Below are 25021 nucleotides of genomic sequence, written 5' to 3'. Positions count from 1 at the left end.
AAACGATTCAGGCGGGTCTGTCAACTATCGCGCCGCAGCGATGTAGACCGTTACACGATCGTGATCGCCCGTTGCGAGAACGATGGTTGACCTCGGGGTCGAATGGGACGTACGTTACGAGGGTTGAATGGTTTCAATGCCCGAGGCAACCCGATCCACTCGACGAAGCACCAAGGATTCCGGCAATGTGGGCGGATCGTCCGCTCAGCTTTACAAGGAGGTAAAGATGAAGAGCTCCCCGACCAGGAGAGTGCTCCTCGCAGGCGCGGGCATCGTGGCACTGGCCCTGCCGCTGGCCGCGTGCAGCGCAGGCGGCGGGTCTGACGACGGCAAGGTCGAGATCACCTATCTCACGCAGAACGCAGAGGCGAACGTCACTGCCGCGAAGGCCCTCATCGAGGCGTTCGAAGATGAGAACCCCGACATCTCGGTGAAGCTCGAGACGCAGCCCGCAGGCACCGAGGGCGACAACCTGATGAAGACGAAGCTCGCCACCGGCGAGATGGAGGACGTCTTCCACTACAACTCCGGCTCGCTCTTCCAGGCTCTCAATCCCGACCAGAACCTCGTCCCGCTCGATGACCAGGACTGGACCGGCGACCTCATCGACACGATGACGGCCGTCGTCTCGACGGACAACGGGGTCTACGGCGCGCCGTGGGGTGCGACCCAGGCCGGCGCCGTCGTCTACAACAAGAAGATCTACGCGGATCTCGGACTCGAGATCCCGACGACGTGGGATGAGTTCGCCGCCAACAACGAGGCGATCAAGGCGGCCGGCATCACTCCGGTCATCCAGACCTACGGCGACACGTGGACGAGCCAGCTGTTCGTGCTCGGCGACTTCGGCAACGTGCTGGCCGCCGACCCGGACTGGGCCGAGGAGTACACGGCGGGCAACCGCAAGTACGTGGACGAGCCGGCGCTGGAGGGCTTCGCCAACCAGCAGGCGGGCTTCGAAGCCGGCTGGTGGAACGAGGACTTCGGCTCCGCACTCTTCGACGACGGTGCACGCATGATCGCGACCGGCGAGGGCGCGCACTACCCGATCCTGACCGGCATCGTCTCGACCATCGCGCAGAACAACCCCGACGAGCTCGAGGATGTCGGCGTCTTCCCGCTGCCCGCACAGGACGCGGCCGACACGAAGCTGACCGTCTGGCTGCCGAACGCGATCTACATCCCGAAGACGACCGAGGGCGACAAGCTCGAGGCCGCGAAGAAGTTCGTCGCCTTCACGCAGACCGAAGCCGGCTGCGAGGTGCAGAACACCGCCATGGTGCCCAGCGGCCCGTACGCGAACGCCTGCACCCTCCCGGACGACGTTCCGGGCCTCCTGAAGGACATGCAGGTGTACTTCGACGAGGGCAACACCAACCCCGCGCTCGAGTTCCTGTCGCCGATCAAGGGACCGAACCTCGAGAACATCACGGTGCAGGTAGGCTCCGGCATCAGCTCCGCCGAGGAGGGCGCCGGCCTCTACGACGAGGATGTCGTCAAGCAGGCCCAGCAGCTGGGCCTCGAAGGCTGGTGACCCGGACGCGAGTCTGAACAGCATCCGATTCGGGGGTCGCGTCGTCCGCGGCGCGGCCCCCCTTCCACATCAATGGAGATGACATGACGACGCTCGCCCCCGCGCGGAAGAACACCGCCGCGCCACCGCCGCACGCACGGCGCTCGATGAGGAGCCCCTACCCGCTCTGGTTCTACATCCCGGCGGGAATCCTCTTCATCGTCCTCTTCGCCGTCCCGACGTTCGCGTCGTTCTACTTCAGCCTCACCCGCTGGTCGCTCTTCGACGTCGAGTTCATCGGCTTCCAGAACTTCGTGACCTTCTTCACCGAGCCGATGCTCTACCAGAGCCTCATCAACACCTTCATCTACGGCTTCATCACCTCCGGCCTGAAGGTCGTGCTCGGTCTCGCCCTCGCCCTGCTGCTGACGGGCTCGATCCTCGGCCGGGGGTACCTCCGGGCGACCATCTTCTTCCCCGTGCTCGTCTCGACCATCGGCGTAGGCATCACGTTCAAGGTTCTGATGGACCCATTCGACGGCCTCATCAACAAGTCGCTTGCGGCGATCGGCATCCAGGGCCCGGCGTGGCTCACAGACCCGTCTCTCGCCCTGTACTCCGTCTCGCTCGTCGATGTCTGGCAGGGCGTGGGCATCGCGACGCTCATCTACATCGCCGGTATCGTCGCCATCCCCCAGGAGTACTTCGAGGCCGCCCGCGTCGACGGCGCCGGTGCCTGGAAGGTCTTCCGCAACATCACGCTCCCGCTGGTGGTGCCCGCGACCGGCACCGTCGTGCTGCTCTCGCTCATCGGCGGCCTGAGGTCGTTCGAGTTGATCTGGGCCATGACCCGCGGCGGCCCCGGGTTCTCGAGCGACGTGATCGCGTCGGTCATCTACAAGCAGTACCAGGCCGGCTTCTACGGCCTGTCGACAGCAGGCAACGTGGTGCTCTTCGTCATCGTGACGGCGATCGTCGTGCCGATCTTCTACTTCATCAACCGTCGGCAGGTGGAATCATGACCGTCACGCGCACCATCACGACAGCGGACGCACGCGCCGTCCGCCGCGCAGCTCGCGAGGATCGTCGGCCGCTCACACTGCGGAAGTTCCTGCGGAAGTACGTCGTAGGCGTCATCGCGATCGTTCTCTCGATCATCGTCTTCATCGTGCCCTTCGCGTTCATCTTCCTCACCGCGGCGAAGAACCCGCAGGAGGCGTCGCTGTTCGAGTTCTCCCTGCCGCAGCAGGGCTGGTTCCTCTGGGACAACTTCCTGACGGTGCTGCAGACACGCGACTTCATCATCCTCCGCGCGTTCGTCAACAGCACGGTGCTGACCGTCGTCAGCGTCGCGATCATGGTGGTCTTCTCGGCGGCCGTCGGCTATGTGCTGCAGCGGCGGAAGTCCCGCTGGAACGCCATCGTCTACTTCCTCGTCTTCGCCGGGCTGATCGTGCCGCCGGCGGTCGTGCCGACGATCTGGGTGCTGCAGGGCCTCGGTCTGTTCAAGACGATGCCGGGCATGATCCTCATCGAGGCGGCCTTCGGCCTCTCGTTCTGCATCCTGCTCTTCCGCGCGTTCGTGTCGACGATCCCGCGCGAGCTCGACGAAGCGGCGATCATCGACGGGGCCGGACCGATGCGGCTCTTCTTCTCGGTCGTGATGCCGCTGCTTCGTCCGGTGATGATCACGATCATCGTCGTCCAGGCGGTGCGCGTATTCAACGACTTCACCGGTCCGCTGTACTTCCTGCCCGGCGATGCGAACGCGACTGTGCAGCTCACGCTGTACAACTTCCAGAGCCAGAACCTGAGTCAGTGGAATCTGCTGTTCATGGACATCCTGCTCATCACGATCCCCCCGCTGATCATGTACATCTTCTTCAACCGGCAGATCGTGGCGGGCCTGACCAGCGGAGCGGTCAAGGGGTGATGCGCGGTGCGTTCACCAGAACTCCGCGGGCACGGTCCCGCGGAGCCAGGCGAGTTCGTTGTCGCGGATGAACGTCGACAGCGCCTCGTCGGGAGTGAGACCGTCGCCCAGCCATTCGTCGAGGATGCGCAGCAGGGCGCGACCCGACTCGATGTCAGGGTCGTCCACCACCTGAGTCCAGCTGTCGACGAACCCGTTCGGCGTGGGCACCGAGCGCACGAGCTTCGAGATGTACTTCGGGCCGGGAAGCATGACGCGGCCCGCAGCGAGGGCCGCCCGCGCGGCGGCGAGGGCGAGATGGAGGCCGGCGTGGCGGCGGAGGAACTCGTCGCCGCGCTCGACCGCCTGACGGAGGAAATAGCCGCCGTACAGTCGCGCCTGCGCGACATGCGACCGCACGCGCTCGTCCCACACGTCGTCGGGCAGGGTCGCGATCCGGGCCACCGTCTCGTCCAGACTCGGCAGGACGCTCCACGCGATCCGTGCGCCGACGAACGACGCACGAGTCGGGTCGTCCGCCTTCTCGACGGCGGTGGCGAGGTACGACGGACTCGCGAGCTTGATGTCGATGTACGAGCGGGGGTAGTCGAGGCCCCGGCGCTCGATCCACGCGAATCGCCCCGCGGCCGTCTCGGCCGCGAAGCGCTCCTCGTCGACGACGAAGTACACATCGACATCGGAGTCCTCACGCTCACGCCCCTGCGCGACCGAGCCGACGAGCACGACGGCGAGCGCACCGGGCCGGCCCTTCACCGAGTCCACATAGGCGGTGAGCGCCCGTTCCTGCTGCAGCATCCGTGCTCCTTCGCGTCGAATCGGCTCCCCACGTTATCGACACTCCGATCGTCGGCGCGTATGCTGCGACGGCAAGCGTTTTCCCAGTTGCGGATCCGTCATCGGTCGTTTATGGTTGAAACGATTCATCGGCTCGATGCATCCGCCCCACACCTTCCACTGCCACCGAGGAGTGCCCGCGCATGACAAGCACCACCGCGACGACGCGGGTCTGCTTCCAGCTGCGGATCCGTCCCGAACTGCTCGACGAGTACATCGCCCGGCACACTCCCGTGTGGCCCGAGATGCTCGCCGAGATCGCGGCCGCGGGCCGCCGCAACTACTCGCTCTTCCTCGGCGAAGGCGGACAGCTGATCGGCTACTACGAGACCGACGACGACGAGGCCGCTCAGGCCTATCTCGCCGCGTCCGCCGTCGCCGCGCGCTGGGAGGCCGAGATGGGCCGCTTCTTCGTCGGGCTCGACGGCCGGCCCGACCAGGCGGCCGCCCCGCTCACCGAGATCTTCAACCTCCACGACCAGCTCACCGCGGCGCAGGGCGCGGCGGTCGAGCCCGCTCCCCCGACCGACCCCGTCCACGAAGAAGGCACCGCATCATGACGACGCTGTCACCCGACATCCTGTCCACCCTCGAAGGCCAGGCCATCGAGCTGCCCAGCTGGGCGTTCGGCAACTCCGGCACGCGCTTCCGCGTCTTCACGACAGCCGGCACGCCGCGCGATCCCTACGAGAAGATCGCGGATGCCGCTCAGGTCAACGCCTACACGAAGCTCGCGCCGACGGTGGCCCTGCACATCCCGTGGGACAAGGTCGACGACTACGCCGCCCTGCGCCGCCACGCCGAAGACCTCGGCGTGAGCCTCGGCACCATTAACTCGAACACCTTCCAGGACGAGGACTACAAGTTCGGGGCGCTCACGCACCACGACGACCGCATCCGCAACAAGGCGATCGACCATCACCTCGAGTGCATCGACATCATGGATGCGACGGGCTCGCGCGACCTGAAGATCTGGCTCGCCGAAGGGTCGAACTACCCGGGCCAGGCTGACATCCGTGCACGGCAGGACCGCCTGCAGGAGTCGCTGCAGAAGATCTACGACCGGCTCTCCGACGAGCAGCGGCTCGTGCTCGAGTACAAGTTCTTCGAGCCGGCGTTCTACCACACCGACGTTCCGGACTGGGGCACCTCCTACGCGCAGGTCGTCTCGCTCGGCGACAAGGCGATGGTCTGCCTCGACACGGGCCACCACGCGCCCGGCACGAACATCGAGTTCATCGTCATGCAGCTGCTCCGCCTCGGAAAGCTCGGCTCGTTCGACTTCAACTCGCGCTTCTACGCCGACGATGACCTCATCGTCGGCGCGGCCGATCCGTTCCAGCTGTTCCGCATCATCTTCGAGGTGGTGCGCGGCGGCGGGCTCAACAACCCCGACGTGGCGTTCATGCTCGACCAGTGCCACAACGTCGAGGACAAGATCCCCGGCCAGATCCGCTCGGTGCTGAACGTGCAGGAGATGACCGCCCGCGCCCTCCTCGTCGACCGCGAGGCCCTCGCCGCGGCGCAGCAGGCGAACGATGTGCTCGGTGCCAACGCCGTGTTCATGGACGCCTTCTACACCGACGTGCGCCCGGCGCTCGCCGAGTGGCGCGAGTCGCGCGGACTCGCGGCCGACCCGATGGCCGCCTACGCGGCATCCGGCTACCAGCAGCAGATCGCCGCGGACCGCGTCGGCGGCACGCAGGCCGGCTGGGGCGCGTAAGCCCCGCACAGACCCACCGGGAGCGTGGGATGCCGATCCCCGCGCTCCCGGTGCACCACCTCGATCCCGGCACCGGTGCCGGGTCCGGACTCGAAGGATCCAGATGAGCGAGCCCTACTCCGCCGCGGACGGCCTCGTGCGCGTCTACCCCGCGCGCGAGCCCGACGGCACCGGCCTGGTGTGGGCGCACGGCGGTGCGTTCGCGTTCGGCGACCTCGACATGCCCGAGTCCGACTGGGTGGCCGAGCAGCTGGCAGCCCGCGGCACGACGGTCGTCTCGGTCGACTACCGTCTCGCCCCGGTTCCGGAGGGGTGGGATGCCGCGGGCCGGACCGGCGGCGGAGACCACTACCCCGCGGCATCCGACGACATGCTCGCGGCGTGGGCGTGGGTCGTCGACAATGCCGGCCGCCTGCGCATCGACCACGAGCGCCTGGCGATCGGCGGCACCAGCGCCGGTGGCAACCTCGCCGCCGGCGCCACGCTCCGGCTCATCGAGCAGCGGGCCGCGCTTCCGGCCCTCGTGCTGCTGGCCTACCCGACACTGCTCGCGGTGCAGCCGGCGCCCGACGCCGCGCTCCGTGCCGCACTGGATGCCCAGCCCGAGGCCGACCGCTTCCGCCCGGAGATGGTGCGCGCGATGTACGAGAACTACCTGGGCGGTCCGATCGACGACGCGCCTCTCGCGGCGATTCCCGGCAACGCCCGCCCCGACGACCTCGTGGAGTTCCCGCCCACGTTCATGGTCAACGGCGACGTCGACGAGCTCCGCGTCTCGGGTGAGGCGTTCGCCGCGTCACTGCGCGCCGCGGGCCGCGACATCCAGGTGCTCAGCGAGCCCGGCACCGATCACGGTCACCTGAACCGGCCGCAGGAGCCCGCGGCATCCGTCACCCTCGACCGCTTCGCGACCCGCCTCGCCTCTCTGTCCCTCGCCGGTGCTCGCCCCACGGCGACACCCGCCCCCGCTCCGGCCTCCGTCGCCTGAGCGACACCAGCCACACCAGAAGGAATCCCGACATGACCAACCCGGCCGTCTCCGACCTCATCACGCGGTCCAATCGCCTCGGCGCCGATCCGAAGAACACGAACTACGCCGGCGGCAACACGTCGGCGAAGGGCACCGAGACCGACCCGGTCACCGGTGAGCCCGTCGAGCTGCTGTGGGTCAAGGGTTCGGGAGGCGACCTCGGCACGCTGAAGGAGTCGGGCCTCGCGGTGCTGCGCCTGGACCGCATGCGCGCGCTTGTGAACGTGTACCCCGGCGTCGAGCGCGAGGACGAGATGGTCGCCGCGTTCGACTACTGCCTGCACGGCAAGGGCGGCGCCGCGCCGTCGATCGACACCGCGATGCACGGCCTCGTCGACGCTGCGCACGTCGACCACCTGCACCCCGACTCGGGCATCGCCATCGCGACCGCCGCCGACGGCGAGGAGCTCACGCCCAAGATCTTCGGCGACAGGGTCGTCTGGGTGCCGTGGCGCCGTCCGGGCTTCCAGCTGGGCCTGGACATCGCCGAGATCAAGGCGAACAACCCCCAGGCGATCGGGTGCATCCTCGGCGGTCACGGCATCACGGCGTGGGGCGACACGTCCGAGGAGGCCGAGCAGAACTCGCTCTGGATCATCGAGACCGCCGCGGCGTACATCGCCGAGCATGGCAAGGCCGACCCGTTCGGAGGAGTTCGTGGCGGCTTCGAGGCGCTGCCGGAGGCGGAGCGCCGGGCCAAGGCCGCCGCGCTCGCGCCGACCGTCCGCGGGCTCGCGTCGACCGACAAGCCGATGGTCGGCCACTTCACCGACGCCGAGGTGGTCACCGACTTCCTCGCGTCCGAGCGCGCGCCCGAGCTCGCCGCGCTCGGCACCAGCTGCCCCGACCACTTCCTGCGCACCAAGGTCAAGCCGCTCATCCTCGACCTGCCGGCCGACGCGAGCGTCGACGACTCGATCGCGCGGCTGAAGGAGCTGCACGAGACGTACCGCGCCGACTACCAGGCGTACTACGACGCCCACGCGACCGCCGACAGCCCCGCGATCCGCGGGGCCGACCCGCTCATCGTGCTGATCCCGGGCGTCGGCATGTTCTCGTACGGTGCGAACAAGCAGACCGCCCGGGTGGCGGGCGAGTTCTACGTCAACGCCATCAACGTGATGCGCGGCGCCGAGGCGCTGTCGACCTACTCCCCGATCTCCGACGCCGAGAAGTTCCGCATCGAGTACTGGGCGCTCGAAGAGGCGAAGCTGCAGCGCATGCCGAAGCCCAAGACCCACCAGGGCCGCATCGCCCTCGTCACGGGCGCGGCATCCGGCATCGGCAAGGCCATCGCGACCCGGCTCGCCGCCGAGGGCGCGTGCGTTGTCATCGCCGACCTCGACCTCGAGAAGGCGCAGGCTGCCGCAGCCGAACTGGGGAACGCGGATGTCGCCATCGGCGTCGCCGCGAACGTCGCCGACGCCGACGCGATCCAGGCTGCCTTCGACGAAGCGGTGCTCGCCTTCGGCGGCGTCGACCTCGTCGTGAACAACGCCGGACTGTCGCTGTCGAAGCCGCTGCTGGAGACCAGCGAGAAAGACTGGGACCTGCAGCACGATGTGATGGCGAAGGGTTCGTTCCTCGTCTCGAAGGCCGCCGCGAAGATCCTCATCGAGCAGAAGCTCGGCGGCGACGTGATCTACATCTCGTCGAAGAACTCCGTCTTCGCCGGCCCGAACAACATCGCGTACTCGGCGACCAAGGCCGACCAGGCCCACCAGGTGCGGCTGCTCGCGGTCGAGCTCGGCGAGCACGGTGTGCGCGTCAACGGCATCAACCCCGACGGCGTCGTGCGCGGTTCCGGCATCTTCGCCTCCGGCTGGGGCGCCAACCGCGCCGCGACCTACGGCGTGAAGGAAGAGGACCTCGGCCAGTTCTACGCGAACCGCACCATCCTCAAGCGCGAGGTCGTGCCCGAGAACGTCGCCGACGCGGTCTTCGTGCTGACCGGCCCTGAGCTGAGCCGAACCACGGGCCTGCACATCCCGGTCGACTCCGGCGTCGCCGCCGCGTTCCTGCGATGACAGCGCTCCGCCACCGGTCCCTGAGCTTGTCGAAGGGCGCTCGGCGCTCCGGCGCTTCGACAAGCTCAGCGACCAATTCGGAGTCTCCCCGATGACCGGCGGGGTGGTCGCCGCGGTCGACCTCGGCGCGACCAGCGGGCGCGTCATGCTCGGCTACGTGGACGACGGGATGCTGCGCCTCGAGCAGGTCGCGCGGTTCCCGAACGGTCCCGTGCCCGGGCCGGACGGCCTGCACTGGGACTTCTCGGCGCTGTACCGCCACATCGTCCAGGGGCTCACCGAGGCGCTGCGGCGCGAGCCCGGCATCGCGAGCATCGGCATCGACTCGTGGGCGGTCGACTACGGCCTCGTCCACGGCGACGAACTGCTCGGCGAACCGTTCCACTACCGCGACGAGCGCACCGCGCGCGGGGTCGAGGCCGTGCACGGCGAGGCTCCGTTCGAGGAGCTGTACCGCCGCAACGGCCTGCAGTTCCTGCCGTTCAACACGCTGTACCAGTACGCCGTCGAGGATCGCCTGGCCGACGCCGACGTCGCGCTCCTCATCCCCGACCTCGTCGCGTTCCTCCTCACCGGCGCGCGATTCGCCGAGCGAACGAACGCGTCCACGACCGGCCTGGTCGACGTCCGCACCGGCCAGTGGGACCACGAGCTCGCCGCGCGGCTCGGGATCCCGGCATCCGCGCTTCCGCCGCTGGTCGACCCGGGCACCACGCTCGGCACGCTGCACGGTGAGGCGCGCGAGCGCATCGGCGCCCCGCTCGAGGTGATCGCGGTCGGCTCGCACGACACCGCCTCGGCAGTCGTGGCGGTGCCGCTGAGCACCCCCGACGCCGCCTACATCTCCTGCGGCACGTGGGGTCTGGTCGGCGTCGAGCTCGACGAACCGGTCGTGAGCGACGCGGCGCGCGAGGCGAACTTCACCAACGAGGGCGGCGTCGACGGGCGGGTCCGGTTCCTCCACAACGTGACGGGGCTCTGGCTGCTGAGCGAGGCCGTCCGCACGTGGGAGGCCGAAGACGGCGCGCCGATAGACCTTCCGGGATTGCTGGATGCCGCGGCCGCCGTCACCGGCGACATCCCGCTGTTCGACGCCGATGACGCGCGTCTGTCGGCGCCCGGCGACATGCCCGCGCGCATCGCGGCGGTCCTCGATGACGCGGGCGCCGTGGTGCCCGCGACCCGGGAGGCATTCGCGCGGACGATCGTCGAGAGCATCGCGCAGGCGTTCGCCGACGCCGTCGCCACCGCCGGCCGGCTCACCGGCCGCGACATCGACGTGGTCCACATCGTCGGCGGCGGAGCGCTCAACCGTCTCCTCTGCCAGGCGACCGCCGACCGCTCGGGACTTCCTGTACTGGCCGGGCCGGTCGAGGCGACCGCGCTCGGCAACGTGCTCGTGCAGGCACGCGCGCACGGCTGGTTCGGGCCCGACGCGTCTCTGGAGGATCTGCGGCGCGTGGTCGCGGCATCCGTATCGCCCGAACGGTACGAGCCGCGCTCGTGACCGCCTATGCGGCGGCGTTCGACTGGGCGCGACGGCACGTGGAGGCCGAAAGACTGCCGACGGCGGTGCTCGGCGTCGCGACGAGCGACGGCATCGTCGCGCTCGACGCGTTCGGAGCGACCGACGGTCGCCCGGCACGCGCCGACGACCCGTATTGGCTGTTCTCGATCACGAAGGTGCTCACCGGCCTGACAGCCGCGCGGGCCATCGAGCGGGGACTCCTCACCACCGAGACGCCGCTCACCGTCGCCGTGCCCGAGTTCTCGAGCGGGCGCGACGACGTGGTGCGCCTGCGCCATCTCGTGAGCCACACCGCCGGCATCCGTGAACCGTCGCTCGACCCCGCTGAGGGCCTTCCCGCCGCCCTGCGCGCACCCGGCCGCGACTTCGTCGCCGGCACAGCCTCCCGCTACTCGACGGTCGCGTTCCAGGGGATCGCCGAGCTGCTGCGTCACACCACCGGTGAGGACTGGGATGTCGCGATCGCGGCGTGGGCGCCCGCGCTCGGTGCGAACGGCTTCACGTTGGACCCCGCAGCCGACCCGCACCGCGTGGTCGACGCCGAGCGCCTCGGGCTCGACATGCGCGGATTCGCGCGCCACCGCAGTCCGGGCGCCGGCCTGATCGGCACGGCCGCCGACCTCCTCGCCGTCGGCTCTGCGCTGCTGCGCATCGGCGAGGGCGAGGCCGGCGGCGTCGTGCAGCCGGGCACGCTCGCCATGATGCGCCGGCCTTTCACCGGCGACATCCCGCGGCTCGAGCCCTATCCCGCCGAACGAGGGCAGGACTGGGGCTTCACGTTCAACCTGCGCACGCGCGCTCCCGGCCTCATCGACCGCGACGCGTACGGGCACGGCGGCTGGGCCGGCACCGAGTTCTGGATCCATCCGACCGCGGGTCTCGCCTACGTGCTGCTCACGAACGCGGCCGAACGGCCCGGCGTCGAGCTCGACGAGCTCGACAACGCGGTGGTGGCCGGCGTCTGACGGCACCCAGGCGCGCGTGACGGCGCTGCGCGCCCCACGCGTCGGCGTCAGGCCGCCGGCGCACCTGCGGACGTGCGTACCTTCAGCTCGACGTCGAAGATCTCACGCGCCGCCTCCGTCCGCCCCGCGATCCGCTCCAGGAGCATCTCCACCGCCCGCGCGCCCATCGCCTCGCCGGGCTGGTGCACTGTCGTGAGGCCGAGCGCCGGATGCGACGCCATCGGCACGTCGTCGTAGCCGATCACCGCCAGCGGTACGCGCGCCTCCGCCGCGGCACGCATCGCTCCGAAGGCGAGTTCGTCGTGGGCAGCGAAGACCGCCGTCATGGGCGAGCCGTCAGCGAGCATGCGACGTACGACCTCGTACGAGGCAGTCTCACCTTCGTCGGTGCGCCAGACCACCGTGTCCTCCCCCGCGGCCGCCATGGCGGCCTCGTACTCCCGCAGTCGCACGCCGTGCGGGAACGGCTCGTGCGCGCCGGACTCGTGCAGCGTCAGGTGGGCGATGCGACGATGTCCGAGACCGAGCAGGTGCGTCATCACCGCTCGGCCGCCAGCTGCGTCGTCACCCGCGACGACGTCGTAGCGGTCCGAGGTGTCGTGCCTCCCGAACATGACGACGGGCACCGAGGCGGAGATGCGCTCCAGCCTGGCCTCGTCCACGCGGGGCGACACCGCGATGACACCGTCGACCTGGCGGTCGACGAGTGCATCCAGGGCACGCATGCCCTCGCGCGATCCCGCCTCGGCGGGGGCGATGATCAACTGGTAGGACGTGCCGTCGAGGGCGGCCGTCGCGCCGCGCGCGATTCGGGCGAAGAAGTGGTTGGACAGGTCCGGGAGCTCGATGCCGAGCGTGTAGGTGCGTCCGCGCATCGCGCGTGCGGCGATCCGAGGGCGGTAGTTCAGCTGCGTCATCGCCGCCGTCACGCGCTCGCGCATCCCATCGCTCACGCCGTAGGCGTTGCGCAGCACCTTCGACACTGCCGCGCGCGAGACGCCGGCGGCCTGCGCGACATCTTCGATCGTCGCCTGGCGCCGGGCTGGAGCATCCGTCATTCTTCTCCTTCGCGTGCGGCTCTGCAGGCCCAACGTACCCCGTGACATGCGCCTCGTCGTGACACCCCGGGGCCGACGGGGCGGCGCATGCCAGGAGGGCGACCGGATGCCGCTGCCCACCGCCGCGCTACGTCGTCGGCAATCGGGTCACGGGTCGGGGGTTTCGTCAAGGCCCGGGCCGCGGCATCCGTCCGGGGCTAGCGTGACGACATGAGTGAACAACGGAGCAGCGACGAGCGGCCGGCCAGCGGCGACGAGAACCCGGTCGGCGGCGACCAGACCACCGAGGAACAGGTCGAGGCCGACAATCCCGTCGAAGAGGACACGCTCGAAACGCTCGATCCCGACAACCCGCCGGCCTGACGACGCGGCCGACGCCGCAGGGTGAGAAAAGTCATTTCGCTAGATAAGCTAGCGAGATGACTCAGGGTTCGCGCCGCCGCTGGACGGGGCTGGTGTTCATCAGCGTCGCCGTCGCGCTCATCATCGTCGACTCGACGATCGTCAACGTCGCGATCCCGGCGATCGTCGACGATCTCGGCATCACGTCCAGCCAGGTGCAGTGGGTGCAGGAGGCGTACACGCTCGTCTTCGCCTCCCTGCTGCTCGTGTTCGGCAGCCTGGCTGACCGGGTCGGACGACGACGGATGCTGCTGATCGGCGTCGTCATCTTCGTGCTGGCGTCGGTCGGGGCTGCACTCGCGACGACCGGCGACATGCTCATCGCTGCGCGCCTCGTACAGGGCGTGGGCGGCGCCATGATGCTGCCTACGACGCTCTCGCTCCTCAATGCGACCTTCCGCGGTCGCGAGCGCGCCATCGCCTTCGCGGTGTGGGGATCGACGATCGGAGGCATGGCGGCGGTCGGACCGCTCCTCGGCGGGTGGCTCACCACCGAGTTCTCATGGCACTGGGCCTTCCTCATCAACGTTCCGCTCGGCATCGCGATCGTCATCGGCGTGCTCCTCACCGTGGACGAGTCGCGCGGCGACGCCGTGTCGATCGACGTGGTGGGTGCGATCCTGTCGGTCGTCACCGTGGGGGCGCTGGTCTTCGGACTGATCGAAGGCCGCACCTACGGCTGGCTCCTCACCGACAAGCCCCTCGAGCTCGGCGGCTGGACGTGGCCCTGGGATCTCTCCCCCGTCGCCGTCGCCTTCCTCGTCGCAGCCATCGGCGTCGTGCTCTTCATCCTGTGGGGCGGTCGTCGACGACGGGCGGGCAAGCCCACGCTCATCGCGTTCGGGCTGTTCCGCATCCCGTCGTTCCGCAACGGCAACATCGCCGCGATGGTGGTGGCGCTCGGCGAGTTCGGACTCATCCTCGCGCTGCCGCTGTGGCTCCAGTTCGTGCTGGGTTTCGAGGCGGTGCAGACCGGGCTCATCCTGCTCGCGCTCGCCATCGGATCGTTCGCGGCGAGCGGGCTGGCGGGCGCGCTGAGCGGCCGCGTCGCCCCGGTGTGGATCGTCCGCACGGGCATCGCCGCCGAGATCATCGGCGTGGCCGCCGTGGGCTTCGTCATCTCGCCCGATGCGTCCTGGGTGCCGCTGATCCCCGCACTGTTCGTCTACGGGTTCGGCGTCGGCCTCGCGACGGCGCAGCTCACCGGAGTGGTCCTCGCCGATGTCCCGACCACGGAAGGCGGGCAGGCATCGGGCACGCAGTCCACCTCGCGCCAGCTCGGTGCCGCCCTGAGCATCGCCATCCTTGGCACGATCCTCTTCTCGACGACCTCTGCGGTCCTGACCGCGACGCTCGACGACCGCGGTGTGCCCGCCGAACAACGCGATCAGGTCGTCTCGGCCGTCGTCGACAGCGCGGGCGGCGCCATCGCGGGGCTCGAGCGGTCACCCCAGACGGCGCAGTTCGCCGACGATGCGAAGGCCGCATTCTCCCAGGGCACGAAGTACGCCAGCTTCGCGGCGGCCGGCTTCCTCGCGGTCGGCCTGCTGGCGACACTGTCGCTGGGCGGTGGCCGAGGTCGCGGGGCCGGGCGCGACGAAGATGACGCAAAGGTCGAGACGGGCGCCGCGGAGGCTCCGGAGAACGCCTGATCCCACTGCCCGGCGAGGCCCGCGCCGGGCTACGCCTCGCGCGTGATCGTCACCTTGACGTGCAGGTTGCTCTTGAACGGGCCGGCGTACACGCCGCGCAGCGGCGGCACGTCGCCGTAGTCGCGCCCGCGGCCCACGAGCACGTGCCGGTCGCCGATCTCGATGTTGTTCGTGGGGTCGAAGCCCTGCCACTCCCCCGCGAACCACTCGATCCACGCGTGGGACTCGCCCGTCACGGCGACGCCCACGTCGGCGGAGGGGCGAGGGTGCAGGTAGCCCGACACGTAACGCGCCGGGATCCCGACCTCGCGCAGGGCGCCGAGGGCGATGTGCGCCATGTCCTGGCAGACGCCCTTGCGCGCCTCCCACGCCTCGCTGGCCGTCGAGTGCACTCCGGTGATGCCGTGCATGTACTCCACGGCGTCGCCGATCGCGACCGAGATCGCGTGCGCGGCGCGGCCGGGGTGATCGTGCTGCGCCGCGATGCTGCGGGCGAGCTCGGCGACCTCGGCGTGCGGGCGGGTGCGACCGGTCTGCGAGAGTTGCTCGACGGTCTCGATCGATCGCGCGGACTCCCGGGCGAGGTCGTCCCACGTGAGGTCGATGTGCTCGAGCGGGCGCGGGCGCACCTCCACCAGCGAGCGCGCGGTGATGGTCAGGGACGAGTGGGGCGAGAGGACGTCGAACGCGGCCACCCTCGTTCCGAAGTAGTCGACGTACTGGTTGACGGATGTCGACGGCTCGATGTCGAGCGACGAGTTGAGCACGAATTGGCTGTCGGTGGAGCCGGGCAGCATGCGGGCCTCGTTGTAGGAGGCCGTCACGTCTCCCAGATAGCTGAACCCGGTCTGGTGCTCGATGCGGAGTCTCTTCATGACCGCCACCCCGAGGGATGAGCGGGACGTCGAGACGCGCCCGGTTGGTGAGCTCGTCGAACCATCATGAGATCTCTCCGATCCAGCTGGGCTCGGCCTGCGTCGGGAAGAAGCGGCCGCGGATCGCCTCGGATGCCTCGCGCGTGACGGTCTGCACCCGATCCATGTGGATGGGCAGCTCGCCCAGGATCTCGGAGATCGGCCGGTACTCGAGGTCGTTGCGGATCTGCCCGAGCGCGCGCAGCACGGTGTTCGAGTGGCCGACGCGGTCCGCACGCGGGTCGATGGCGCTCATGCACTCCTCGGCCCGCTGGATCGAGTAGATGATCGAGCGCGGGAAGAGCCGGTCGAGCAGCAGGAACTCGGCCGCGTTGCGAGCGCTCGGCATGCCGCGATACGTGCGCAGGTAGGCCTCGTAGGCGCCGCACGAGCGCAGGATGGTCGTCCACGACGGGCCCGAGGCTTCGGTGAGCGATCGCGTCGCCAGCAGCCGGGCCGTCATGTCGGTGCGCTCGATGCTGCGTCCGAGCGTGAAGAACTGCCACGCCTCGTCCCGGCTCGTCGAGGAGTCGACGATGCCGATGGCCAGCGCCGCGCGCTCGCGCACCCACTGGAAGAACTCGTGGACGCGGTCGTTCTGCAGGCGTCGCGGCATCCGGGCGCTCGTGGTGTTCAACGTCTCCCACAGCTCCGTCGAGACGATCTCGCGCGCCCGGCGCGCGTTCTCGCGGGCGGCGGTCAGCGCGTAGGCGATGCTCGACGGGTTCATGCGGTCGACGGCGAGGCGCGCCAACACGTCCTCACGGCGTACCAGGTCGATGCCGTCGGGAGGAACAGAGCCCATGACGCTGAGGAGCGAACGGCACGCGATGTCCTCGTCGACCCACGGGTCCTCGAGCAGCAGCTGGAGGTGCACGTCGAGGATCCGCGCGGTGCCGTCGGACCGCTCGATGTAGCGCCCGATCCAGAACAGGCTCTCCGCGATGCGACTCAGCATGCCCGCTCACCACCCGACATGTCCCGATTTCGGTCGTTCCCGCGCGTTCTTGCGGCGGAGGCCGGGACGTTCTCCGCCGACATCGGGACGCGGTGCGGGAAGACGGATGCCTCGGCCGCGGCCTGCTGCTGCTGCTCCTGCTGCTCGCGGTTGCCCCGCACCGGATCCCGCGGGGAGTGGGCCGGCTCGCTCTGTGCGTCGTAGATGATCGGGATCGCGGCGGTGACCGCTGCCTGATCGGCGACGAGCTCGGGCACCTTGCCGGGGCCGTACTCGCCTCCGGAGGGCGCGGAGCCGCCCACGATCCAGGTGTCCTTCGAGCCACCGCCCTGGCTGGAGTTGACCACGAGCTGGCCCTCCGGCAGGGCGACGCGGGTGAGGCCGCCCGGCAGCACCCAGACGTCCTCGCCGTCGTTGACCGCGAACGGCCGCAGGTCGGCGTGGCGCGGACGCATACCGTCCTCGACGAGCGTGGGGATGGTGGACAGCATGACCACGGGCTGCGCGATCCAGCCGCGCGGGTCGGCGAGCACGCGCTGGCGCAGCTTCTCGAGCTCGGAGGGCGAGGCGTCCGGTCCGACGACGAGACCCTTGCCGCCCGAGCCGTCGACCGGCTTCACGACGAGCTCGTCCAGCCGGTCGAGCACCTCTTCGAGGGCCCCCGGGTCTTCGAGCCGCCACGTGTCGACGTTCTTGAGGATCGGCTCCTCCGCCAGGTAGTAGCGGATGAGGTCGGGCACGTAGGTATAGAGCAGCTTGTCGTCGGCGACCCCGTTGCCCACGGCGTTGGCGATCGTCACGTTGCCCAGGCGCGCGGCGAGCATGAGTCCGGGCGCACCGAGCATCGAGTCTGCGCGGAACTGCAGCGGGTCGAGGAACTCGTCGTCGACACGTCGATAGATCACGTCGACGCGCTTGGGTCCGCGGGTGGTGCGCATGAACACCTTGCCGCCGATGCACAGCAGGTCGCGACCCTCGACGAGCTCCACGCCCATGAGGCGCGCGAGCAGCGTGTGCTCGAAATAGGCGGAGTTGTAGACGCCCGGCGTGAGAACGACGACGTTCGGCTCTTCGATGCCGGCCGGGGCCGAGGCGCGGAGCGCCGCGAGCAGCTTGTTGGGGTAGTCGCCGACCGGACGCACCCGCATCGAGACGAAGAGCTCGGGCAGGGTCTGCGCCATGACCCGGCGGTTCGAGATGACGTAGCTGACGCCCGACGGCACGCGGACGTTGTCCTCGAGCACGCGCATCTCGCCGTGCTCGTCGCGGATCAGGTCGATGCCCGACACCTGTATGCGCACGCCGTTGGCGGAGTGGATGCCGGCGGCCTGGCGGTAGAAGTACTGCGAGCTCGCGATCAGCCCGGCGGGCAGGACCTCGTCACGCACGCAGTACTGGTGCCCGTACGCGTCGTCGAGGAACGCCTCGAGCGCGCGCACCCGCTGCTTGACACCGGCCTCGATGCGCGACCACTCGTCGAACGTGATCACGCGGGGCACGGCATCCAGCGGGAAGGGACGCTCCTCGCCCGCGAAGTCGAACGTCACACCCTGCGCGAGATACGAGCTCGCGAGGGAATCGGTGCGTCCGCGCAGTTCTTCCTGAGTCATCTGCGCGAGCGCCTGGTACAGCTCTCGATAGGCCTCGCGGGACTCGGCCGGCGCACCCGGGTGAGCCGGGTTCCCGAACATCTCGTCGAACGCGGCGACCCCCGAGGGCGTCTTGCGCGGCGCGAGCGTGGAGCCGTAGCCGTCGAACAGATCACCCATCCGGACAGCCTAATGCGGGGCGTGTTGCCACGGTGTTTCGACGGATGCCGGCGGCCCCGCGAGCGCGAGCAGCGGCGGTGCCCCCCACACCGCCGTCCCGGCCTGCGCAACTCGATGCACGGCCGCGCCACGCCGTACGCAGGCCGCCGTAAGAACCCCGTAACCCCCGACACCGCCCCGCGGACGCCCGCGAACCATACGCTGGCACCATGGCTGCGAACCGATCGGACGGACGCGCGCCCGCGCTGCTGACCTGGATCGCGGGAGTGGCCGCCGTCTTGCTCGCGGCCGGGCTCGGCGAATTGGCGGCGATGGTCGTCAGCCCTTCGTCCAGCCCGGTGGCGGCGATCGGCGCCGCCCTCATCGACGTGGCGCCGCCGTGGGCGAAAGACTCCGCCATCGCCCTGTTCGGCACGGCCGACAAGATCGCTCTCGTCGTCGGCATCGCCCTCGCGATGCTGGTGCTCGCCGCCCTTGCCGGCTGGCTTCAGGCCCGCCGGCCGCCGTGGGGGGTCGTCGTGATCGCCCTCTTCGGCATCACCGGCGCGATCGTCGCGGCGACACGACCCGGCGCCGGCGCCCTCGCGTGGCTCCCCTCGCTCGTCGCCGGCGCCGTGGGCGCCGTCTCCCTGTGGCTGCTGGTCCGGCTGCTCCAGCCGGCACGGGCCGATACCGCACGCACCGCACCGGCACCGGCACCGGCACCGGCACCGGCAGAGCGTGCATCGGCCGAACCCGCAACGCCCGTCGCCGGTCCGACCTCCGACCTCCGCGCCACACAGCCACCGAGCCGCCGCGCGTTCTTCGCGTGGGCGGGTGCCGCCGCGGCAGCCGGCATCCTCGCGGCGGTCGTCGGCGTGCGCGGTGCGACGTCGGCGACGGTCGCCGCCGTGCGGCGGGCGGTGAAGCTTCCGCAGCCGGCGGCCGCGGCATCCGCTGTCCCTGCCGGCGCGGAGCTCGACATCGCCGGGCTGACCGACGTCGTCACCCCGAACGCCCAGTTCTACCGCATCGACACCGCCCTCATCGTGCCCGAGGTGGACACCGCCGACTGGCGGCTGCGCGTGCACGGCATGGTGGCGAACGAGTTCGAGCTGACGTGGGACGAGCTGCTGGCGCTGCCGCTCGAGGAGTCGTGGACCACGCTCACGTGCGTCTCCAACGAGGTCGGCGGCAACCTGATCGGCAACGCGCGCTGGCTGGGCTACCCGCTCCGCGAGCTGCTGGCACGCGCCCGCCCCACCGCGGACGCCGACATGGTGCTGTCACGGTCGATCGACGGGTTCACGGCATCCACGCCCCTCGAGGCCCTCACCGATGACCGCAACGCGATCCTCGCCGTCGGCATGAACGGCGAGCCCCTGCCGCTCGAGCACGGCTTCCCGGTGCGCATGGTGGTGCCAGGGCTCTACGGCTATGTGTCGGCGACGAAGTGGGTCGTCGATCTCGAGGTGACGCGGTTCGACCGCGCCACCGCGTACTGGACGACGCGCGGCTGGTCCGAGCGCGGCCCGATCAAGCTGCAGTCGCGCATCGACGTCCCCCGCAAGGGACAGGGGCTGAAGGCCGGCGAGGTCGTGATCGCCGGCGTCGCCTGGCAGCAGCATGTCGGCGTCGAGGGCGTCGAGGTGCGCATCGACGAGGGCGAGTGGATGCCGGCGGCCCTGGCGGCGGCGATCTCGGACGACACGTGGGTGCAGTGGAGCGTGCCGTGGACGGCGACGCCCGGCGACCACGTCATCCAGTGCCGGGCGACCAGCACCACCGGAGAGGTGCAGACCGAGGACACGGCGCCGCCGGCCCCGGACGGTGCCAGCGGCTGGCACTGGCGGACGGTGTCGGTCTTCGACTGAGGATCCGACGCGGGTCAGGCCGCGAGCACCACGCGCAGCTGCTCGACCGCCCAGTCCAGTTCGGTGCCGCGGATGACGAGCGGCGGGGCGATCCGGATGGTCTGTCCGTGCGTGTCCTTGACGAGCACGCCTCGGCCGATGAGCCGCTCAGCGATCTCGCGGCCGGTACCGGCCGCGGGATCGATGTCGACGCCCGCCCAGAGCCCTGCGACGCGCACGCCGGTGACGCCGTGACCGATGAGCGCCTGGAGACTCGACTCGAGGTGCTCGCCCAGCAGCTTCGCGCGACGCTGGAACTCGCCGGTCTGCAGCATCTCGACCACGCGCAGGCCGATCGCGGCGGCGAGCGGGTTGCCTCCGAACGTCGAGCCGTGCTCGCCCGGGCGGATCACGCCGAGCACATCGCGATCGGCCACGACGGCCGACAGCGGAAGGATGCCGCCGCCCAGCGCCTTGCCGAGCAGATAGACATCGGGCACGACGCCTTCGCGGTCGCACGCGAACGTCTCGCCGACGCGGCCGAGGCCTGACTGGATCTCGTCGGCGATGAGCAGCACGCCACGGCGGGTGCAGATCTCGCGCACAGCCCGCAGGTAACCCTCCGGTGGGACGACCACGCCGGCCTCGCCCTGGATCGGCTCGACCAGGACCGCCACGGTGTCGTCCGTGATGGCCGACTCGATCGCTGCGGCGTCGCCGAACGGCACCGAGGCGAAGCCCGGGGTGAACGGGCCGAAGTCGGCCTGTGCCTGCGGGTCGTCGCTGAAGCCGACGATCGTGGTCGTCCGGCCGTGGAAGTTGCCGTGGGCCACGACGATGGTCGCAGCATCCGGTGCCACGCCCTTCACCCGGTAGCCCCACGCGCGTGCCAGTTTGATGCCGGTCTCGACGGCCTCCGCGCCCGTGTTCATGGGGAGCACGAGGTCCTTGCCGCAGAGCTCCGCGAGCGCGGCCGCGAAGGGACCCAGGCGGTCGTTGTGGTACGCCCGGCTGGTGAGCGTGAGGCGGTTCAGCTGCTCCTGCGCAGCGGCGAGGAGCGCCGGATGGCCGTGCCCGAAGTTGAGCGCCGAATACGCCGACAGCAGGTCGAGGTAGCGCTTGCCCTCGACATCCGTCACCCACGCGCCCTCACCCCGTGAGATGACGACGGGCAGTGGGTGGTAGTTGTGCGCGACGTGCTCCTCTTCGGCGGCGATGATCTGACTCATCGCCGCATCGACGGAGGGGGTGGTGGCGGTCATGGTGCTCCTCTTTCCCGCCGTCAGCGCCGCAGCTCGAGCGTGCAGCACTTGATGCCGCCGCCGCCGAGCAGCAGCTCGGACAGGTCGACGAGCACCGGGTTGTAACCCCGCTCACGCAGCTGCGCCTCGAAGCCCTTCGCGCGCGGCGAGATGATGACGTTGCGGCCGTCGCTGGCCGAGTTGAGGCCGAACACGGCGCCGTCGGCATCGGCGACGTGGATCGCGTCGGGGTAGCGCTCGGCGAGGATCGCCTGGCTGCGCTCGTCGAACGCGTGCTCGAGGTAGGCGATGTTGGCCTTCTCGACGCCGCCCGGGCCCTCGACGGGATCGAGCACCGAGATCGCGGTGTCGAGGTGGTAGAACCGCGGGTCGACGAGGTTGAGGCTCACGACCTCCTTGCCGAACACGTCGGCGAGCTCGCGGTGGCTGTCGCCCGTCGAGCGGAAGCCGGTGCCGGCGAGGATCGTCTCGCCGACCAGGAGGAAGTCGCCTTCGCCCTCGTTGACCTCGACGGGTTCGGCCACGTCGTAGCCGTTGGCGCGGAACCAGTCCATGAACGCCGGCCCTTCGGGCACGCGTTCCTGGAACCGGAACTTCGCGCCGTACGCGACGTTGTCGATCACGAAGCCGCCGTTGGCGGTGTACACCATGTCGGGCAGGCCCTCGATGGGATCGATCAGGTGCACCTCGTGACCGAGTCCGATGTAGGTGTCGTACAGCGCCTGCCACTGGCGGACCGCCAGGGCGGTATCGGTCGGGTTGGCGGGCACCATCCACGGGTTGATCGTGTAGCTCACCGTGAAGTGCTCCGGACGGCACATCAGGTAGCGGCGGACCTGCTGGATGCGACCCGCCGCGACGGCGGTCTGGGTCGCACCTTCGGTGGCGGCGCCTTCTGCGACGGGCGAGGTGGTCGAGGTGACGGGCGCGGTGTTCTGCGTGGACATCTTGCTCCTGTACGAGGGGCGGCGGACGCTGTCCAGGGGCCCGGCGGCCCTTCGACTCGCTGCGCTCGTTCAGGAACCGCGACGGAAGGGGACAACCGGGCACGCCGCCATCATTCTCTCACGGACATCGAACCCGACCCTCAAGCGGCAGCCTCAGTCTGCGAGCACCACGACCTTGCCCACCGCGTGGCCCGCGGCGACGTGCGCGAGCGCGACGGGCGCATCGGCGAAGGGGAGCGTGCGCTCGATGACCGGCCGCAACGACCCGGCGGCAGCAAGGGCGACGAGTTCGGAGAGCACTTCAGGCTTCGCCGTCGCGGCGAGCGGGCGGAGCGGCCGCCGCGAGGCGATCGAGCGCACGGAGGCGCCGAGGATGCGGCCGATCGGACCCAGCACGCGTCCCCCTTCCCCCGACACGAGCACGACGCGGCCGCCCTCGCGCAGCAGGTGCTGCAGCACGCGGAGGGGTGCGGTGCCGGCGATGTCGATCACCACGTCGAACGAGCCGTCCTCGAGCTCCGGCGCGCCCGGCCGCACGCGGCGGTAGTCGAAGGTGCGCGTGGCGCCCAGACCTTCCACGAGCGCGCGGTTGCGCTCTCCGCACAGCGCCCACACCTCGGCCCCGCGCAGCACCGCGAGCTGCACGACGAACGTGCCGACACCTCCGGAGGCCCCGATCACCAGCACGCGATGACCGGATGCCGCGCCCCCGCGTTCGAGCGCCTGCCACGCCGTCCCGCCGGCGACCGGAAGCGCGGCCGCGACGACGGCGTCGAGAGCGGGCGGGCGGGAGACGAGCCGGGCGGCGGGTGCGAGTGCGTAGCGTGCGAGCCCGCCGCCGCCGGGCAGTTCGCCGACGACCTCATCGCCCACCGCCACGCCGGTCACGCCGTCGCCGATCGCGACCACGGTGGCTGCGGCATCCATCCCCCGCACCGCCTGGCGCGGACGGCGCAGCCCGAACGCGAAACGGACGAGGAGCGGCTCCCCGCGCATCACGCGGATGTCGCCGTTGTTGAGGCCGGTGGCGCGCAGCCGCAAGAGGGCCTCCCCGCGCCCGGGTGCGGGGACGTCGACCGTCTCCTGTGAAACGACGTCGGGCCCGCCGTACCGGCGCTGGGCCCATGCCGGCATCGTGTCTGAGCGCTGCGTCGAGGCGGGCGATTCGGGCATGTCATTCCTCCGGGTAGTCGAAGAGGTCGTCGAGACCCACGCCGAACGCGCGGGAGAGCTGGAAGGCCAGCTCGAGGGTGGGCGAGTACCTGCCCTGCTCGATCGCGATGAGGGTCTGCCGGGTGACTCCGACACGACGGGCGAGCTCGGCCTGCGTGATCCCGGCCGCCTCGCGGACGGCGCGGATCGAATTGGTGACCCTGGTGGGCTTGACCATCAGACGAGCCCGCGGCGGTAGGCGATGACGCTCGCGATCCCGCCGATGATCGACGAGACCGCGAAGCCGAGGAACATGCAGTTGGCGATCCAGAACCAGTCAGCCTCGAAGGCGCACAGGACGATGACGCCGAGACCGGCGATCACGAGGAACGCCTGCCCTACCCGAGTGGACATGTGTGCGATGTCGCGGTCGCGCTGATCGCTCTTGCCGACCCCCTCGGGATCCGTCAGACCGGCGAGCATGCCCCACGCGATGCTGATGACGATCGCCGCGACGATGCTGCCGCCGATCGTCCAGAGCATCAGCGGCACCCAGTCGACATCCGTCAACGGCCCGCCGCTCGCCTGCTGCAGGACCAGGATCACGTAGACGGCGACCCCGACCACGCCCGCGATGAGGCTCGCCCAGATGTTGCGCTCTTCGTAGACCATGGCTCGCTCCGATGTCTAGAATCTTTGACATCCGCAGGCTACGCCGCGCGCGGCATCCATGTCAATAATTCTTTACACACCGGATCTCGTCGAGCGCCACAGGGCCTCTGATGAGGATGCCCCGACCCGTCCGAGTGCTCTGCATGCCGCGTGCAGCAGCCGGAGAGCGCGGTCTACCCGAGCACTGCATGCACCGGCAGCGCCTCCCATTCCACCCGCAGCACGCCCATCACGACGGAGTCGTAGCGTTCGCCCCGCACCTCGCGAGCGTCGCGGAAGCGTGCCTCCTCGCTGAATCCGAGCCGATGCCCGACTCCGAGCATGCGCGCGTTGCCCGACCACGTCGAGTAGTCCAGACGCACGACGTCGGTCGTCGAGAAGAGGTAGTCGGTCCAGATACGCAGCGCCTCGGTGCCGACGCCGCGTCCCCGGGTCGCCGGGTCGTAGACGGTCAGGCCCATGCGACGCCAGTCCGACTCCTCGGATTCCCAGTGCCACGACACCGAGCCGACCATCTCGCCGGGTGTGTCCTCCCTCACGATCACCGCTCGCGACAGCGGCGACTCGGCGGCGTACTCCCCCGACGCGAGGCGGCCGCGGAACCGATCGAGGCGCTCGTCGATCTCCCCGGCCGAGGCCTTGGCGAAGTACGGTCCGTCCCACCGGTGCCACTCCTGCTCGGGCTGCAGCCAATGGCGGTACGCCGCGAGATCGTCTTCCTCGAAAGCGCGGACGACGATGCCGCCGCTCCGCCCGATCACTCGATGTGCGCTCACCCGCCTCAGTCTCCCAGGATCGCGGATGCCGCGGCCCGTGGCATCCGTTCAGTCGAGGCATCCGCTCACCCAAC

General features: G+C 70.0%; 23 protein-coding genes. 12 read left to right on the top strand and 11 right to left on the bottom strand.

Annotation, left to right across the window (positions count from 1 at the left end; translation table 11 throughout):
- Positions 1-226: 226 nt before the first annotated feature.
- The 3 genes from NCG93_RS15675 to NCG93_RS15665 all read left to right on the top strand — a co-directional run bounded on the left by NCG93_RS15675 (position 227) and on the right by NCG93_RS15665 (position 3446).
- Positions 227-1534: an ABC transporter substrate-binding protein gene (locus NCG93_RS15675; RefSeq protein ID WP_194412696.1), complete on the top strand. Its 1308-nt coding sequence runs from the start codon at positions 227-229 to the stop codon at positions 1532-1534.
- 83 nt (positions 1535-1617) lie between these two features.
- A complete protein-coding gene (locus tag NCG93_RS15670; RefSeq protein WP_194412695.1) occupies positions 1618-2535 on the top strand; it encodes a carbohydrate ABC transporter permease in 918 nt (305 codons plus the stop codon).
- Positions 2532-3446, top strand: a complete 915-nt coding sequence (locus NCG93_RS15665; protein ID WP_194412694.1) for a carbohydrate ABC transporter permease — start codon at positions 2532-2534, stop codon at positions 3444-3446. Before NCG93_RS15670 ends, NCG93_RS15665 begins: the two co-directional genes overlap by 4 nt.
- A 12-nt stretch (positions 3447-3458) precedes the next feature.
- Here NCG93_RS15665 and NCG93_RS15660 read toward each other — a convergent pair whose 3' ends face one another.
- Positions 3459-4241: a nucleotidyltransferase domain-containing protein gene (locus NCG93_RS15660; RefSeq protein ID WP_194412693.1), complete on the bottom strand. Its 783-nt coding sequence runs from the start codon at positions 4239-4241 to the stop codon at positions 3459-3461.
- 182 nt (positions 4242-4423) lie between these two features.
- On the opposite strand from NCG93_RS15660, the gene NCG93_RS15655 reads away from it, so the two are divergent.
- The 6 genes from NCG93_RS15655 (at position 4424) to NCG93_RS15630 (ending at position 11553) form a co-directional block, all read left to right on the top strand.
- Positions 4424-4840, top strand: a complete 417-nt coding sequence (locus tag NCG93_RS15655) for an L-rhamnose mutarotase (RefSeq protein WP_194412692.1) — start codon at positions 4424-4426, stop codon at positions 4838-4840.
- Entirely contained in the window at positions 4837-6003 is a 1167-nt protein-coding gene (gene rhaI, locus NCG93_RS15650; protein ID WP_194412691.1) for an L-rhamnose isomerase, read from the top strand. The genes NCG93_RS15655 and rhaI overlap by 4 nt, the downstream gene beginning before the upstream one ends.
- Positions 6004-6106: 103 nt before the next feature.
- Positions 6107-6991, top strand: coding sequence for an alpha/beta hydrolase fold domain-containing protein (locus NCG93_RS15645; protein ID WP_194412690.1), 885 nt, complete (start codon positions 6107-6109; stop codon positions 6989-6991).
- A 32-nt stretch (positions 6992-7023) separates the two neighbouring features.
- Positions 7024-9060 (top strand): bifunctional aldolase/short-chain dehydrogenase, encoded by a 2037-nt coding sequence (locus tag NCG93_RS15640; RefSeq protein ID WP_194412689.1) that lies wholly within the window; start codon positions 7024-7026, stop codon positions 9058-9060.
- 91 nt (positions 9061-9151) lie between these two features.
- Positions 9152-10567, top strand: coding sequence for a rhamnulokinase (locus NCG93_RS15635; RefSeq protein WP_194412688.1), 1416 nt, complete (start codon positions 9152-9154; stop codon positions 10565-10567).
- The gene (locus tag NCG93_RS15630) at positions 10564-11553 is read left to right on the top strand and encodes a serine hydrolase domain-containing protein (RefSeq protein ID WP_194412687.1); all 990 of its coding nucleotides are present in this window, start codon (positions 10564-10566) and stop codon (positions 11551-11553) included. The genes NCG93_RS15635 and NCG93_RS15630 overlap by 4 nt, the downstream gene beginning before the upstream one ends.
- A 47-nt stretch (positions 11554-11600) precedes the next feature.
- On the opposite strand, the gene NCG93_RS15625 is transcribed toward NCG93_RS15630, so the two are convergent.
- The gene (locus tag NCG93_RS15625; RefSeq protein WP_194412686.1) at positions 11601-12611 is read right to left on the bottom strand and encodes a LacI family DNA-binding transcriptional regulator; all 1011 of its coding nucleotides are present in this window, start codon (positions 12609-12611) and stop codon (positions 11601-11603) included.
- A gap of 210 nt (positions 12612-12821) precedes the next feature.
- Here NCG93_RS15625 and NCG93_RS15620 point away from each other — a divergent pair, with 210 nt between their 5' ends.
- Together NCG93_RS15620 and NCG93_RS15615 are read left to right on the top strand one after the other, a co-directional pair.
- On the top strand, positions 12822-12974 hold the full coding sequence (locus NCG93_RS15620; protein WP_194412685.1) for a hypothetical protein: 153 nt from the start codon (positions 12822-12824) through the stop codon (positions 12972-12974).
- Positions 12975-13030: 56 nt separating this feature from the next.
- Positions 13031-14665 (top strand): DHA2 family efflux MFS transporter permease subunit, encoded by a 1635-nt coding sequence (locus NCG93_RS15615; protein WP_194412684.1) that lies wholly within the window; start codon positions 13031-13033, stop codon positions 14663-14665.
- 29 nt (positions 14666-14694) lie between these two features.
- Here the strand turns inward: NCG93_RS15615 and NCG93_RS15610 are convergent, their stop codons facing one another.
- From NCG93_RS15610 to NCG93_RS15600, 3 genes are all read right to left on the bottom strand, one after another.
- Positions 14695-15540, bottom strand: a complete 846-nt coding sequence (locus NCG93_RS15610; protein ID WP_194412683.1) for a transglutaminase family protein — start codon at positions 15538-15540, stop codon at positions 14695-14697.
- Between the two features lie 64 nt (positions 15541-15604).
- Complete coding sequence (locus tag NCG93_RS15605) at positions 15605-16537, bottom strand: alpha-E domain-containing protein (protein WP_194412682.1); 933 nt, start codon at positions 16535-16537, stop codon at positions 15605-15607.
- On the bottom strand, positions 16531-18306 hold the full coding sequence (locus tag NCG93_RS15600) for a circularly permuted type 2 ATP-grasp protein (protein ID WP_241741573.1): 1776 nt from the start codon (positions 18304-18306) through the stop codon (positions 16531-16533). The genes NCG93_RS15605 and NCG93_RS15600 overlap by 7 nt, the downstream gene beginning before the upstream one ends.
- A 209-nt stretch (positions 18307-18515) precedes the next feature.
- Between NCG93_RS15600 and NCG93_RS15595 the strand changes: the two genes are divergently transcribed.
- Positions 18516-20159, top strand: coding sequence for a molybdopterin-dependent oxidoreductase (locus tag NCG93_RS15595; RefSeq protein ID WP_194412681.1), 1644 nt, complete (start codon positions 18516-18518; stop codon positions 20157-20159).
- Positions 20160-20173: 14 nt separating this feature from the next.
- On the opposite strand, the gene rocD is transcribed toward NCG93_RS15595, so the two are convergent.
- From rocD to NCG93_RS15565, 6 genes are all read right to left on the bottom strand, one after another.
- The gene (gene rocD / locus NCG93_RS15590) at positions 20174-21400 is read right to left on the bottom strand and encodes an ornithine--oxo-acid transaminase (RefSeq protein ID WP_284444962.1); all 1227 of its coding nucleotides are present in this window, start codon (positions 21398-21400) and stop codon (positions 20174-20176) included.
- Positions 21401-21420: 20 nt separating this feature from the next.
- Positions 21421-22221, bottom strand: coding sequence for a dimethylargininase (gene ddaH, locus NCG93_RS15585; RefSeq protein WP_241741687.1), 801 nt, complete (start codon positions 22219-22221; stop codon positions 21421-21423).
- Positions 22222-22500: 279 nt separating this feature from the next.
- The gene (locus NCG93_RS15580; RefSeq protein ID WP_194412679.1) at positions 22501-23520 is read right to left on the bottom strand and encodes an NAD(P)-dependent alcohol dehydrogenase; all 1020 of its coding nucleotides are present in this window, start codon (positions 23518-23520) and stop codon (positions 22501-22503) included.
- Between the two features lies 1 nt (position 23521).
- Positions 23522-23737: a helix-turn-helix transcriptional regulator gene (locus NCG93_RS15575; RefSeq protein ID WP_194412678.1), complete on the bottom strand. Its 216-nt coding sequence runs from the start codon at positions 23735-23737 to the stop codon at positions 23522-23524.
- Positions 23737-24171 carry a hypothetical protein gene (locus NCG93_RS15570; protein WP_194412677.1) on the bottom strand — a complete coding sequence of 145 codons (435 nt, stop codon included), beginning with the start codon at positions 24169-24171 and terminating at the stop codon, positions 23737-23739. Before NCG93_RS15570 ends, NCG93_RS15575 begins: the two co-directional genes overlap by 1 nt.
- A 173-nt stretch (positions 24172-24344) precedes the next feature.
- Complete coding sequence (locus NCG93_RS15565) at positions 24345-24947, bottom strand: GNAT family N-acetyltransferase (RefSeq protein ID WP_252787576.1); 603 nt, start codon at positions 24945-24947, stop codon at positions 24345-24347.
- Between the last annotated feature and the right edge of the window lie 74 nt (positions 24948-25021).

Origin of the sequence: Microbacterium yannicii (assembly GCF_024055635.1) — a bacterium.
In the GTDB taxonomy this organism is placed as follows: Bacteria; Actinomycetota; Actinomycetes; order Actinomycetales; family Microbacteriaceae; genus Microbacterium; species Microbacterium yannicii.
The sequence above is the reverse complement of the archived record's forward strand: the minus strand, read 5'-3'. Positions and strand labels throughout refer to the sequence as shown.